This window comes from Bacillus sp. B2-WWTP-C-10-Post-4 (assembly GCF_009183805.1).
Classification (GTDB): Bacteria; Bacillota; Bacilli; order Bacillales; family Bacillaceae_G; genus Bacillus_A; species Bacillus_A cereus.
Map to the genome: position 1 here is coordinate 1 of NZ_WEII01000039.1, position 14,252 is coordinate 14,252.

Below are 14,252 nucleotides of genomic sequence, written 5' to 3' on the forward strand. Positions count from 1 at the left end.
CCTCTAATAACATCGTGATATCAACATTAACAGTCATACTAAATGTACATTTCAACTTTAAATAATGCTCAAAATACTGCTCTCTATTCCAATCTTCTCTATCAATTACATGAAACTTCATTCTAATAGCCTCCTAAAATTTTCTTTTTATTTTAGAAGGCTATTTCCCTTGCTTTCACCATAATTGTTCACTCCTAACAGTTTACATTTCACCCTAATTATTTATTTAATTATATAACATATGTAAGAATCAATTCACATATTTCTTGAAATCAATCCACATACTATAGATAAATCAAATGAAATTTGGAGGATACATACATGAATAACAAAAATATGAATAAAAAGGAAAATGTTACTGAAAATACTACATCTATTCAAAATAATAATACTGCAAACCTTACTATTGAAGAACAAGCAATGAACGGCTTATACGGAATGCCCGAAACAACAATTGAAGATGCTGATCACGCTGCAGCTGATGATTTGACTTCAAAAAATTAATTAACTACATTGAAAAAAGCCAAGGAAAATACCCTTGACTTTTTTCACTATGCATCCACCTTTTGTATTTCTTCACTCTTTCTTGAAAGTTTACCTGGCCAAAAAGCAAATCGGCCTAACACAACTGTAATTGCGGGTACAAGTAACGGTCTTACGATAAACGTATCTAGTAATACGCCAATTGCAGTTACAATACCAAATTGAACTAATACTTGAATTGGAAGTGTACCTAACACTGCAAAAGTTCCTGCTAAAATTAAACCTGCCGATGTAATAACACTACCTGTTTGTATTACACCATTTTTTACTGCATCCAAGTGATTTTGTGTCTTTCTGTTTTTCCATATTTCTGAAACCATAAAGATATTATAATCTTCACCTAAAGCAACTAAAAATACGAATGCGTACAACGGTATCGCACCTTGAATGGCCGGCGCTCCCATACCGTAATGAAGCAATATCCATCCTGCTCCTAACGCTGAGAAGAATGATAAAACGACAGTTACAATTAAATAAACCATCGCAACAACCGATCGTAAGTAGACAAGTAATAGTAAAGCGATAATGCTAATCATTACTGGAATAATTACTGATTCATCACGTTCAGTAATTTGCTTTGTATCATATAATGAAGCTGTTTCTCCACCAATCCACAATTGCTCTTCAGCATTACTAATCCCAGCATCTTTTAATACTTTTTCTACATTACTTTTCAATTTAGGAATTTGATCTAACGCTTCAATTGAGTATGGATTTTCCGCTAAAGAAACTTCATACATTTGTATTTGCTTATTTTCTTTTCCCTCTTTTGGCTCTTTCACTGTATTTACGAAAGAAAATTTCTCTAGTTCTTGTTTAATAGGAAGCTCTTTTCCTTTCGTATCAACAACCACTTTTACTGGTGCTAGTTCACCAGCCGAGAAATGATCACTAATTAACGTAAACCCTTCGCGAGAAGGCATATCCTTTGGAAACGATTCTAATAAGTCATATGTGTATTGAATACGTGGTACGAACGAAGCCAATCCACCTAATACAAACACAGTTAGCATAATTATTGTCCACGGTCTTCGTACTACTACATCTCCAAGTTTTTTACTAAAGGAGCCTTTTGATTTTTCAACTTTTACAGCCCTCTTTTTCTTTCTTGCAAACTCCTCATTCATTGAAGTTGTTCTCGGTATAAACGGGAAAAATGCAATCCTACCGAAAATTAATAATAGTGCTGGTAAAATCGTTAAAGCCGCGATTCCCATTATAAATACAGCAACACTAAATGGTACTGCAAATCGATGAAAGGCACCATAATGAGCAAGTAATAATGTCCCTAATCCAAGTACAACAGTTAACGCACTCATTATTATTGCACCGCCAGAAGCTTTAATCGCAAGTTGTAATGCTTTATATTTACTTTCTTCTTCTAACAAGTACTCTCTATATCTCGAAATTAAAAATAGACAATAGTCCGTTCCAGCACCAAACAATAATACTGTCATAATTGATATCGCTTGGGCATCTACTTTAATCCATCCGTGATCAGCTAAAAAACCGAGTGTAGGACTAATAATACCGTATGCAAAGCCAACAACAAGTATAGGTAAAATCGCTAAAATTGGTGAACGATACAGTAAAATTAACAAAACTAACACTAGTAGTACAGTAGCCACTAACAATTTCACATCTGCTTGACTAAATAAACTAACTGCATCCGTTTGAATACCTACAGGTCCAGATAATCGAACATGTAAACCAGATTCACTTATTTTTTGTTTAAATGGATCTTCATCCACCTTACTATTCACTATTTTTCTAAACTCTTCAAGATTTCCTTTTAATATATCCGTACCAGCAGATTTATTAAAGAATACCGGTGTAACAAATGATGTACCATCTTTTGATGCACTTTTTGATAATACTTGCTCTGGAATTGTATCAAATGGCGGTAACGTTGATTGTTCTTTTAAAGGACTAGCTTTTAACTCTTTATAAACGTCTTGTATGAGTTTATAATCCTGTGACTGTAATCCACCATCTCTATACCATACTACTAACAACGGATTCCCTGCATTATTCGGAAACTCTTTTTTCATAAGCGCTTCCGCTTGCTGTGACATAGCTGTTTCAGGTAAATTTTTTGGATTCGGTTCTTTCGTACTGTTTACTTGTGGTAACGTAAATGAAAGTAATAATGTAATAAGAACCCATACCGATAAAGTGATCCATTGCGTATTTTTTCCTGCTACAAGCCTCCCTAACATATGTAACGTGTGCTTTTTCATAAAAACCCACCTTCCTTTTTTCCTTCATTATTAATTATATATACTGGTAGGTTAATTAATCAAGAATGATTGAAAATTATGTTATAATTATCTCAAGAATAAATGTCAGGAGCGAATGGATTTGGAACAAAAACAACGTCCTCTCGGAAGGCCACGGCAAAATAAAAATACAAAATCTACAAAAGAAACCATTTTAGAAGTGGCAACTCGCTTATTTCTTACACAAAATTATCAAGTCGTTTCTATGGGTGAAGTCGCAAAAGTTTGTGGTGTTACGAAAGCAACCGTCTACTATTACTATTCAACAAAAGCCGATTTATTTACCGCTACTATGACCCAAATGATGATACGTATACGAGAGAATATGTCTCAAATACTCTCTACAAACAAAACTTTAGAAGAAAGATTATTAGACTTCGCCAAAGTTTACTTACACGCAACGATGGATATTGATATGAAAAATTTTATGAAAGATGCTAAAATGTCGTTATCTGAAGAACAATTGAAGGAATTAAAAAATGCTGAAAATAATATGTATGAAGTGCTAGAAAAAGCACTCGATACTGCGATGCACATGGGAGAAATTCCGAAAGGAAACGCTAAATTTGTGGCTCATGCTTTCGTATCTTTATTATCAATTGGGAATTTTAAAGATGAAAATCACAATCCTATTCTGGCAAATATAGATGAATTAGCACAAGAAATCGTTTCTTTTTATTGGAATGGGTTAGGTCATTCATATTAAACTGATTTACTTTAATAAAAGAGCATGTTTAATTTTTTCAAACATGCTCTTTTATAATTTATTTATATACTAATAATCAGATTATACTTCAACGCCACTTAACAAAAAACTCCATTTTAACTTTACAAATTTTGAAGTTGAACATTTATATTCTCCTTACTTAATCCCCCATGGTAACAAACTACAGATTCAATATGTAAATTTAAATACTTCTTCAAAGCCTGCTTTGCTTCCTTAATATTTATAGTTGTTGGGGCGTGAATTCCTCCTAACATCCCATTCACACTATACATAGAGTCTCCTGCAATAAGAATTTTGCTTTGTTTCAAATATAAACTAATATGACCCGGAGTATGCCCTGGAGTATGAAGAATTAGTATTCCACCGCAATACGGAAGTTCTTGCCCGTCAATCACAGTATCACTCACTTTTCCTTTTGGGCGGTTCTCTACATTTCCGTCCTTCAATAAAGGTAAATCCCCCTCGATATATGGCTTATCTAGTTCGTGCGCATAAACTTTAATATTACTTCGACAGCGCTGCAACAATTCTGGCAGACTACCTATATGATCAATATCCTGATGCGTCAAAATCACGACTTTTAACTTATCAAATGATACCCCAACCTTTTCCATCTCTACTTGTATATCTTCAATTTGTCCTGGGAAACCCGTATCTATTAATACTGCCATTTCATCATCCCATAAAAGAATCGGATGAATAACAAATTCTTGAAATTCAAGTTGTAACATTTCTACTCCTTTAGCAATCTCCATACAGCCATTCTCCTTTATGTTGAAGTTTGAAAATATGTACAAGTAAACTGAAAATATAAAGTGAAACTTTAATCCGTGGGGTTTTACTACCCGACAAATAGCAGGATAAAGCACCTCTATCTTATAATATGTTTTGTCATCCCAATAGAGAATGCTTCAAACCCTATAGATTCATAGTAAGATTGCAATTTTTCTACACACATAAGTTGTGGAATAACCTTGTTTTGTTCACAGTGCTGGATTAATCGTTCCACTATTTCTTTTCCGATGCCACTAGACTGATATTTTGGCAATACACCAACTCCACAAATAATGCCTGTTATGACTCCATCTGATATGACACGCCCCATCCCTACTAACCTCTTATCATCAAAAACATAAATTGCATACCAACTTTGCTTACACATTCGTTCTAACTCGTTAACAGTTAATTTAAGAGAATTCCATTCTAAAGATTCGTATAAGGATAATAATCCATTAAAATCTGTAGGATGTTCACTTGTGTAGCGTATACTATTTTCCATGTAAATACTCCCTATTCTCTGGCTTGTTTATATTTCATAAAATTCCCATTATACAAATGTGATCGATGTAAAAATAACTAGAACAAACTTCAATAAGAAAGATAGAATTCCTTCTCAATATAAAATAAAAAGAAGTTATCTCACTTAAGATAACTTCTTTTATATAAGACTCTCATTATATTATCAACCAAAAAATATACAACTGCATACGATTAGCACAAACAAAACTAATAAACCATTTGAGAAATAACCCATTGAATACTACCCCTTTATTAAATTATGTAAAAGATTTTATCATAAAATGATTTACAACTTAATAACTGAAAAAGACATTGTATTCATTAGTTATATATGTTTAGTAATATTTTATTTTCGGTTATATTCTCGTTGCCTGAAAGTGCTTATCATACTCTTCTACTTCAGTTCATATAAGTTCAAAATATTAAATAATAAGTAAAAAAGACCTCCACCTTACGAGATCTTTTTTACTTATTTTCCAAATACACTAATTGATTCTTCCTCAATTACAAGTAAACAATTAGCATATTACATGATTTAATATCCCAATAGCCAATTCAACTCTATTAATTCGGTTCGACCTTAATATCCCCCTTTTATTCCAAAAACTCAATAATCGTTTCACATACTTTATCCATCTCCTCGATATCTGGGAAATGTCCACTATTTTCAAATATAACAAGTTTACCATTTTTCAATTGTCTCGTTATTCTATAACTCATTCCTACACCCGTGTTATAGTCATGCGCTCCAACTATGACACACGTATCAATTTCTAAACCTTTAATACGCTCAATAAGCGGTAAAGATGCTTTTGTTCCAAAAATAACTTTGCTCATCTTCCCTGTATTACTTAACTGACTTTCCTCCCAAAGACTCCGATTTAGCTTTGCAAATTCTTCATTTTTAAACAATAGTCGATCTACAGCTTTTGTATCAACTATACTCCAAACTTGATTATACCTTTCTTTTAAAGGAATTTCTGACTTACTTATTATCAATATTTGTTCTTTCATTTCCCCTTTCGTTACTTGTAGAAAACCTTCTATCTGCACAGTATACATATCATTAAAATCATCTAACGATGGTGCTTGTAATACCATTTGTTCAACATTTTTTGGATATTTCAAAGCATACTCTAAACAAAGTTGTCCACCAAAAGAATATCCTAACAAATTTATCTTCTCTACATGTAATTGCTTTCTTAATTTCTCTAAATCTTCGACTAGAGTATTGATTGAGTACTCACCGTCATCTTGTGGTGCCTCACTTCGTCCGCAACCTCTTTGTTCGTAATAAACTACAGTCATATTTCCTTCTAACTTCAAACCAAGCGTTCTTTCGAATACATAATGATTACCACCTGGACCACCATGTACTATAATAAGAGGGACTGTATTATGAGCTGTCCCTGCAACTTTACACCAATGCATAATCCCATTGATTTTCAAATAGTGTATACCATCTTGCAACATTAACTGATTCATTTATCCTCTCTCCTCATCGCTCACTTGTTACTATCTAAATGTATAAGTTCTGACCATTTACACTTTTTCCCTTTATATTCTTTAGACACTATCCTCATTTATATGAATAGCTTTCTTATTCAAAAATAGATTTTTAAAAATTCCTACTCCCACAATTAATAAACCTATACCAACTAATTTATTTACTTGTAATGGAATACTCTCCATTCCAAATAATCCAAATGTATCAATGCATAACGCAACAACCAATTGAGTAATAAGACTAATTAGCACTGTATATGCTGGACCTAAGCTCTTTATTGCACCCATTATGCAAATAATTAACCCGATGCCAAACAGTCCACTTACATAAAACAAATAATTTGTAGTATACACTTTAATGTTAATACTGTTTTCTGTAATGATATAAAATAGAATAGAACTAATGAGACCTATTCCAAGGACACATGTAGTCGTTAACCACTGTCCTACATTTTCATTTACTTTTGCATTAAAAACAGATTGTAAGCTAATTAATATTCCTGCTAATATAGCTAAACTAAATCCAATCAAAATCTACCCCTCCCTTTCATTGCTCATATATATTATCTTTAGCGACTTCCTTCATTCTAGAAAAATCTTTAATTACAATAACTCCATTACTCTTTTCAATTAATTTTTCATTATAAAATCTTTGTAATACCCGTATTATGTGCCTATAACTTACCCCTATAAAATCCGCAATACTCGTTACCGAAGTTGCATCCAAATCCTCTTTATACATATTCCCGTTACTATCTGTTGAAATTGAAAGCAAATAACTAGCTACACGTACTTCTACAGGATAAAGTAAATTAAGAGCAGTAAAACGAGTCGATATTTTTAATGTGTTCGCAATGTTTTCAAGCAAGAACTTTATAAATATAGGATCATGTAATAACTTGTTTCTAATAACCGTATTAGAAATAGAGATTGCTACAACATCTGAACAAGCCTCAACGACATTATGTGCTTTGCTATTTTGAATTAGTTCAATATCACCAACAATGGCCAATGGATTGATAAAGCGAAGAATTAGTTTCTTCCCTTCAGGTGTAATCGTATAAACTTTTACTTTACCTTTAACAACAAAATATAAACGATCCATTTCGTCATCTATATTGCAAATGAGCTCGCCTTTTTCAAAGTGATTTAATTGAAAATAAGCTGTATCTATTTCTGAAAAAACCTCGAGCGTTTTATTGGTTTTCAAATAATGCGTAATTAAACCTGATCTATCCTCCATATTCATTTCTCCTTTCATTTACATATTAAATACAACAATACCTATAATCATTATTATTGTTCCCACAATATGATATCTCTCCATCTGTATCTTTTTCATTTGAAATAATCCTTTCATCTCAATAAAAGTTGCTGTTAATAATTGAGCAACCATAAGTGTTCCCGCTGTTACTGTAACTCCCATTGCATGTATCGCTACTGTTTCTGCACAAATGATTAACCCACCAAGTGCACCAGCTACTAAATATATTTTTTTCACACTCTTTAAATCCGTTATTTTCTCTTCTTTCTTTAACAAAAATACAGTTGTTGCAATAATGAATCCAATTAAATGGGTTATAATACTCGTCGACCATATACCGATATGTGAACTAAGTTTCGCATTAAAGGTTCCTTGAAGTGTTATAAATATCCCCGCAAAAATAGCAAATATAATACCTTTCAAAAAATCATCTCCTCCTCCTTTATTTCTGACTTAATTAAAAACCATCATCCTATAATGGCAAAAGGACAAATGTCACATCACTATGAAAATAACTTGGAATGAACAAAAAAACACACCTCAAAAATGCGAGATGTGTTTTTATTATTTATATATAATGTTTTATAAATTAAAATTACGCTACATTAAAAGATTTCTTTTTCATAACAAACTTTGCAAATAAGAAACGTACAAGCGGTCCCATAATAATTAATTGTAATGGATATGCCATTATGAAATTTTTAATAAAAATCGTAAAATAAATGGAAACAAATGAATCTCCTTGTAGTCCACCATGTAAATACATCATAGCCATACCGAAAAATGACATAAAGAACACCATTCCAATTACCATAGTTGTCGCCATTGCAACGATAATATTTATTTTTTTAGATTTATCAAATGGCAATATGAATACAATTTTTTTCGCACAAGGTCCAACGATACATATTTCAATTAATAGTGCAATAATAAAGCCAATTAATAGTTCTAATGCAATCTCTTTAATATAAATTGGTCCTCCTGTTTCATTCATTAGTAAATTGTAAAACGTCATTACGATAACCATCCCAAGGCACATCATCATGCCAAATTGGAGGTTTTCCTTTCTTGTTGTTGGCAAATTTCATCATCCTTTCTCTTTGAGTCTTTGTCATTATATCGACATTGGAAACCCCTTCGTAAGTGAACATTTTGTGAACAAATTTAAAACGTTTTCATTTTTTCCTTTCTACTCAAATTCTCACTTTTACTTATAGAGGATATATATATCGCAATGTTGAATTACTAAATTTAACATTGCATTACACTATTACTAGGAGGATAACCATGAATGAAGCAGAATTTTACGCATATCACATCGTAACAAGGAAAAAAATGCATATCGGACAAATCATTCCTTTTAACAAAAATCAACACAATACTCTATATCACTTCTTTTTTGAAAGAGAACAATTAAATGCTAGTGGTGAAGATGGCATACAAATTTTAAATAAACACTATAAAAATAACGAATTACATATAAACAATGAAAATACTAAAGTAGTTATGAGTTATATGGATCAAACAATTAGAGCAGTTAGAGAAACAATTGTAGAAATGGTTAGACTACAAGAATTCCCTGAATACCCTTCCAGGTTATCTTGCTTATATGCTGCTAAAAGCTATGAGGATACTTTGAAATGGAGAGCGCTATTTGATTCTTACAATCGAGAAGTTTTACAGATTGTTAAACTACGAGTGATCGGAAGTTCTTTTGAAGGTGACGGGAATCTTCTACCGAAAGAAGATGGAATTCCTTTTTCTCAAAAAATCGAACAAGCTAGAGAGTATTGGAAAGGAAATATTAGAAATGATCTTCCTGAGTTACTGATTAATGGAGAAATTGAAGTGGTGGAAATTATTGATGACTTTTCCTCAATTCATATTTAATTTCTAACTAAATCATATAGGATGGAGATTACAATGAAGAAAAAAGTGTACTTCAATCATGATGGCGGTGTAGATGATTTAATTTCATTATTTTTATTACTTCAAATGGAAAACGTTGAGCTTACCGGTGTATCTGTTATCCCAGCAGACTGCTATTTAGAACCCGCAATGTCTGCCAGTCGTAAAATTATCGATCGCTTCGGCAAAGGTAATATTGCCGTAGCCGCTTCAAACTCTCGCGGGCAAAACCCGTTTCCGAAAGACTGGCGGATGCATGCATTTTATGTAGATGCTCTACCAATTTTAAATGAGTCTGGAAAAGTTGTAACACCCGTGGTGGCAAAACCCGCGCATCATCATTTAATAGAAACGCTTCTACAAACGGAAGGAAAAACAACTTTATTATTTACTGGGCCCCTAACTGACCTTGCTCGTGCATTATATGAAGCTCCCATAATCGAAGATAAAATTGAACGCCTCGTTTGGATGGGTGGTACATTTCTTAAAGCTGGCAATGTACATGAACCAGAGCATGATGGAACAGCTGAGTGGAATTCGTTTTGGGATCCTGAAGCAGTAGCTCGTGTATGGGATGCAAAAATTAAAATCGACTTAGTGACACTAGAAAGTACAAACCAAGTTCCGTTAACTATAAACATACGTGAACAGTGGGCAAAAGAGCGAAAGTATATTGGTATGGATTTCCTTGGTCAATGCTATGCAATGGTCCCTCCTCTCGTTCACTTCTCAACGAACTCTACTTACTATTTATGGGATGTACTAACTACCGCTTTTGTCGGAAACACTAGCCTTGCAAAAACTGAACGATTAATAGTATCGTTCATACATACGGACCAAGCCAAGGACGTACCGAAGAAACTACTGATGGACGACCTGTAAATGTCGTTTATGATGTAAAACATGATGTTTTCTTTGAATATATTACTGAATTAGCAAAGAAAGCTTCTACTTGAACCACTATCTATACGAAAAATAAATAGAATAAAATCACTTCAGACGATGAACCCCTATATTTAGAATTTAGTTGAAACTACATATTTAACTATTGAAAAGAGTATTGAATTAAATTTCAATACTCTTTTTGTGCAATTTAATTATATTGGATTAATGTAGTGTCTTATTGATTATTCATTTCATAACCATTGACAAAATACGTTATTGTTTCTAACTCATCTTCATTTAATTCTCTATCTAGTTCTTGTTTATACGCTGCCTTTATCTTCTCTTCATCACCTTTATGAGCTTCTGTATAAGTTCCTACTGTTTTTAACATACGAATCTCTTGTAAAAACTCCTCTCGATTTATCGCTTCCCCATGAGAGAGAATATATGTCTTAGCATCAAATTTCTCTAATTCATCTATCAATTTAAACGTTCTTTTCGTCGTATAGTTCCACTTCGAAGAAAAAATATCTGCATATATACAGTCTCCTAAAAATAATATCTTTTCTTCTTTCACGTAAATAACAACTGAATCATGTGCATGATCTCCGCCCACATGTTTTAACACGCATGTCACCTCACCAAGATCTAATTCCATTTGATCCTGGAACGTTAAGGCCGGAGGAATAATGTTAATATTTCTCGCTTTTTCTTCAAACTCTTTCTTGATGCAATCCGCACAAAATTCAATTTCAGTACCCTCTTTTACGCGTGCATCCAAAGCTTCATCTGTCCATTCATAAGAAACAAGTGTACGCATCTCTTTTTTCGTTTCAGAATGTGCAATAGACAATGCATCTTGTAGTACAGGCAATCCAAAAATATGATCCCAATGCCAATGGGTTAGTGCTACGAAATCTGGATTCGATACATTTTGTTCTTTTAACATTTCTAAAAATAATTGTGCATGTTCTTCTGAATTCCCTGCATCGATCATTAACGTTTTTTCTTTTCCAACAACCATTCCTAATATAGGTCTATCTGTTTCAGAAACAGGTGTCATATACCAAAATGAGTTTCCTATTTTTTTAATTTGTTGCATAACCAATTCCCCTTTTCATTTCCTCACTTAAGTTTAATATATAGATTATAACGAATCACTACTTTTTTCTCTATACTCAAACACAATTACTTGGACTAATCTAACTTTTCTTTTCGTAAGCTAAAAATAAGGGAATAGAATCGGAGTGTGATACTATGGAACGTTTATGGATCCCAATGATTGTAACATTTTTTTCGTTCGGTGGATTACTATTAGGCGGTGCTGTTGGAGTAGCAACACGCCAACTCATTGAAGAAAAGATGCATCGTTTATACGCATTATGTGGCGGTATTTTGTTTGGGTTATTGTCACTTGAAATTATTCCTGAAACATTTTCAAGCTATGAAATGATTGGACCTATACTTGGTATAGCTATCGGTATTTTAGTTATGGGCTTATTAGATAACTATTGTCACCATCCAATGATACATAAAAAAGATCAGCAAGCATGGCAAACCTTTCTTTTTCTCTCTTTCGCTATATTTATTCATAATATACCGAGTGGATTTGCGTTAGGTACAGCTTTTATAAATCATAATGACTCTGCCATTCCCTTTTTAATAGCAATCGTCGTTCACCATATTCCAGAAGGATTAGCTTTAATTATTCCATTTCTTTTTACAAAACATAAATATATTTCCTTTTTATTAACGACTTTATTACTTTCTCTTATTCTCGGTACTGGCACAGTTTTTGGCATTTTGATGGAAGGAAAAGCTCTTCACCTGCAAGGCCTCATTATGGGAAGTGCTATTGGTTCACTTGGATATGTCACAATTCATGAAATGCTTTGGAAAGCTAAGAAACAGCTCTCTTTCCTTACATTTCTAATGTGGGCAACTAGTGGTTTTTTACTAATAACAGTGTTCACTTTATTCGCTGGTCATCATTAAAGTTGCTAAAGTGAAACTTTTGTTCCTCCCACACTGATTCTTGGATTACAAATAACCAGATAAATTTTCTTATTTGTATATTTTCCCTTTTTATCCAAAACATAATGTTATCTACCTATTATAAGGAGGAACAATTATGTTTGGGAAAACAGCAGGTGAAGCATTAGTTGATTTATTAATTGACTGGGGAGTAGAACACATATACGGTATGCCTGGAGATTCCATCAATTCTATCATTGAAGCTTTAAGAAAAAAACAAGATCAAATTAAATTCATTCAAGTTCGCCATGAAGAAGCTGGTGCATTAGCAGCGGCTGCCTATGCAAAATTAACAGGAAAACTTGGCGTTTGTATGGCAATTGCAGGGCCTGGTGCTATTCATTTATTAAATGGTTTATATGATGCGAAACTCGATAAAGCCCCTGTTCTAGCAATTTCAGGTCAAGTAGAAACCGATTTACTTGGAACGGACTTTTTCCAAGAAGTAAATTTAGAAAGAATGTTTGATGATGTTGCGGTTTATAACCAGCGTATTATGTCAGCAGAGCAACTACCTGCCGTAGTGAATCAAGCAATTCGAATGGCTTATACGAAAAAAGGTGTATCCGTTCTTACTATTCCAGATGATGTCCCAAAATTCGAAGTGAAAAATGGTGCCCGTGTTACAAATACTTCTTTTACTTTGCCTGAGTTGTTTCCACAAAAAGAAGATTTAGATGCAGCGAAACTCGCAATAAATGAAGCGAAAAAGCCTGTGATTTTAGCTGGAAAAGGAACAAAACATGCGAGAGAATCTTTACTTGCATTGGCAGAACATATTGGTGCTCCAATCGTACTTACATTACCAGCTAAAGGAATTATTCCTGATGAACACCCTCTTTGTATTGGTGGATTAGGATTAATTGGAACGAAACCTTCTTATGAAGCAATGAAGCATGCAGATACTTTAATTATGGTCGGTACTTCTTATCCGTTCACCGGCTTCTTACCTGAAAAAGCAAAAACAATTCATATCGATACAGATCCTGCCCAAATCGGGAAACGTTATGCGACAGATATTGGTTTAGCTGGTGATGCTGATAAAACATTACGATGGTTAATTGAAAATGTTGAAGAACACACAGACCATTCCTTCTTAGAACATCACCAAGAAATGATGAAAAAGTGGGAAGAAAAATTACACGATCAAGAAGAAGACTCTTCCATTCCAATTAAACCACAACGCGTTATGCATGCTCTGCAGCAAGTAGCACATGATGACGCAATTCTATCAGTCGATGTCGGAAATGTAACAGTATGGACCGCAAGACACTTCCGTATGACAAACCAGCAATTTGTCATTTCTAGCTGGCTCGCAACACTTGGCTGCGGTTTACCTGGTGCACTTGCTGGAAAAATTGCTTTCCCGGATAAACAAGTATTTGCAGTTTGTGGTGATGGTGGATTTGGAATGACGATGAATGACTTCGTAACAGCTGTAAAATATAAATTACCAATCGTTGTCGTCGTATTAAACAATAATAAAATTGCGATGATTAAATTTGAACAAGAAGTTATGGGTAATATCGAATTCGAAACAGACTTAACGAACCCAGATTTCTCAAAATATGCAGAGGCGTGTGGAGGTATTGGATACCGTGTTGAGAATTTAGATGAGCTACTTCCCGCTTTCGAAAATGCAGTAAAACAAAATAAACCGTGTATTATTGATGTAGTTGTAGATGCTAACGAAGCACCAATGCCAGCAAAAATCACATTTGGTCAAGCCGCTGGTTATACGAAGCATATGATAAAAGAATTATTTGAAGAAGGTAAGATTGATTTACCTCCACTTTAAACGAAAAAA

15 protein-coding genes and 1 pseudogene are annotated in these 14,252 nt (G+C 33.5%); 6 read left to right on the forward strand and 10 right to left on the reverse strand.

Features of this window, described 5'->3' with window-relative positions:
* A partial coding sequence (locus GBN78_RS16305) for a CatA-like O-acetyltransferase (RefSeq protein ID WP_226798481.1) occupies positions 1–121 on the reverse strand: 121 nt, incomplete at its 3' end.
* Positions 122–321: 200 nt separating this feature from the next.
* Here GBN78_RS16305 and GBN78_RS16310 point away from each other — a divergent pair.
* Positions 322–504 (forward strand): DUF4021 domain-containing protein, encoded by a 183-nt coding sequence (locus tag GBN78_RS16310; RefSeq protein ID WP_001060657.1) that lies wholly within the window; start codon positions 322–324, stop codon positions 502–504.
* A 47-nt stretch (positions 505–551) separates the two neighbouring features.
* On the opposite strand, the gene GBN78_RS16315 is transcribed toward GBN78_RS16310, so the two are convergent.
* Positions 552–2,783, reverse strand: coding sequence for an MMPL family transporter (locus GBN78_RS16315; RefSeq protein ID WP_152127521.1), 2,232 nt, complete (start codon positions 2,781–2,783; stop codon positions 552–554).
* A gap of 121 nt (positions 2,784–2,904) precedes the next feature.
* Here GBN78_RS16315 and GBN78_RS16320 point away from each other — a divergent pair, with 121 nt between their 5' ends.
* Positions 2,905–3,528, forward strand: a complete 624-nt coding sequence (locus tag GBN78_RS16320; RefSeq protein ID WP_000436044.1) for a TetR/AcrR family transcriptional regulator — start codon at positions 2,905–2,907, stop codon at positions 3,526–3,528.
* Positions 3,529–3,650: 122 nt separating this feature from the next.
* Here GBN78_RS16320 and GBN78_RS16325 read toward each other — a convergent pair whose 3' ends face one another.
* The 7 genes from GBN78_RS16325 to GBN78_RS16355 form a co-directional block, all read right to left on the reverse strand.
* Positions 3,651–4,304: an MBL fold metallo-hydrolase gene (locus GBN78_RS16325; RefSeq protein ID WP_000401501.1), complete on the reverse strand. Its 654-nt coding sequence runs from the start codon at positions 4,302–4,304 to the stop codon at positions 3,651–3,653.
* A 116-nt stretch (positions 4,305–4,420) separates the two neighbouring features.
* Positions 4,421–4,828, reverse strand: coding sequence for a GNAT family N-acetyltransferase (locus GBN78_RS16330; protein WP_000431733.1), 408 nt, complete (start codon positions 4,826–4,828; stop codon positions 4,421–4,423).
* 614 nt (positions 4,829–5,442) lie between these two features.
* Entirely contained in the window at positions 5,443–6,333 is an 891-nt protein-coding gene (locus GBN78_RS16335) for an alpha/beta fold hydrolase (RefSeq protein ID WP_001072684.1), read from the reverse strand.
* An 81-nt stretch (positions 6,334–6,414) separates the two neighbouring features.
* On the reverse strand, positions 6,415–6,885 hold the full coding sequence (locus tag GBN78_RS16340; protein ID WP_000579010.1) for a DMT family transporter: 471 nt from the start codon (positions 6,883–6,885) through the stop codon (positions 6,415–6,417).
* A 16-nt stretch (positions 6,886–6,901) separates the two neighbouring features.
* The gene (locus GBN78_RS16345) at positions 6,902–7,597 is read right to left on the reverse strand and encodes a Crp/Fnr family transcriptional regulator (RefSeq protein ID WP_000390201.1); all 696 of its coding nucleotides are present in this window, start codon (positions 7,595–7,597) and stop codon (positions 6,902–6,904) included.
* Between the two features lie 18 nt (positions 7,598–7,615).
* On the reverse strand, positions 7,616–8,041 hold the full coding sequence (locus tag GBN78_RS16350; protein WP_000676010.1) for a DMT family transporter: 426 nt from the start codon (positions 8,039–8,041) through the stop codon (positions 7,616–7,618).
* A 172-nt stretch (positions 8,042–8,213) separates the two neighbouring features.
* Positions 8,214–8,699 carry a DUF2798 domain-containing protein gene (locus GBN78_RS16355; protein ID WP_009326921.1) on the reverse strand — a complete coding sequence of 162 codons (486 nt, stop codon included), beginning with the start codon at positions 8,697–8,699 and terminating at the stop codon, positions 8,214–8,216.
* Between the two features lie 206 nt (positions 8,700–8,905).
* Between GBN78_RS16355 and GBN78_RS16360 the strand changes: the two genes are divergently transcribed.
* Complete coding sequence (locus GBN78_RS16360; protein WP_152127522.1) at positions 8,906–9,508, forward strand: DUF2441 domain-containing protein; 603 nt, start codon at positions 8,906–8,908, stop codon at positions 9,506–9,508.
* A 21-nt stretch (positions 9,509–9,529) separates the two neighbouring features.
* Positions 9,530–10,482 (forward strand): annotated as a pseudogene (locus GBN78_RS16365) (nucleoside hydrolase).
* Positions 10,483–10,646: 164 nt separating this feature from the next.
* On the opposite strand, the gene GBN78_RS16370 reads toward GBN78_RS16365, so the two are convergent.
* A complete protein-coding gene (locus GBN78_RS16370; protein ID WP_001184092.1) occupies positions 10,647–11,513 on the reverse strand; it encodes an MBL fold metallo-hydrolase in 867 nt (288 codons plus the stop codon).
* A 155-nt stretch (positions 11,514–11,668) separates the two neighbouring features.
* On the opposite strand from GBN78_RS16370, the gene GBN78_RS16375 reads away from it, so the two are divergent.
* Complete coding sequence (locus GBN78_RS16375) at positions 11,669–12,406, forward strand: ZIP family metal transporter (RefSeq protein WP_000440615.1); 738 nt, start codon at positions 11,669–11,671, stop codon at positions 12,404–12,406.
* Between the two features lie 136 nt (positions 12,407–12,542).
* A complete protein-coding gene (locus tag GBN78_RS16380; RefSeq protein WP_074624929.1) occupies positions 12,543–14,243 on the forward strand; it encodes a pyruvate oxidase in 1,701 nt (566 codons plus the stop codon).
* Positions 14,244–14,252: the final 9 nt, after the last annotated feature.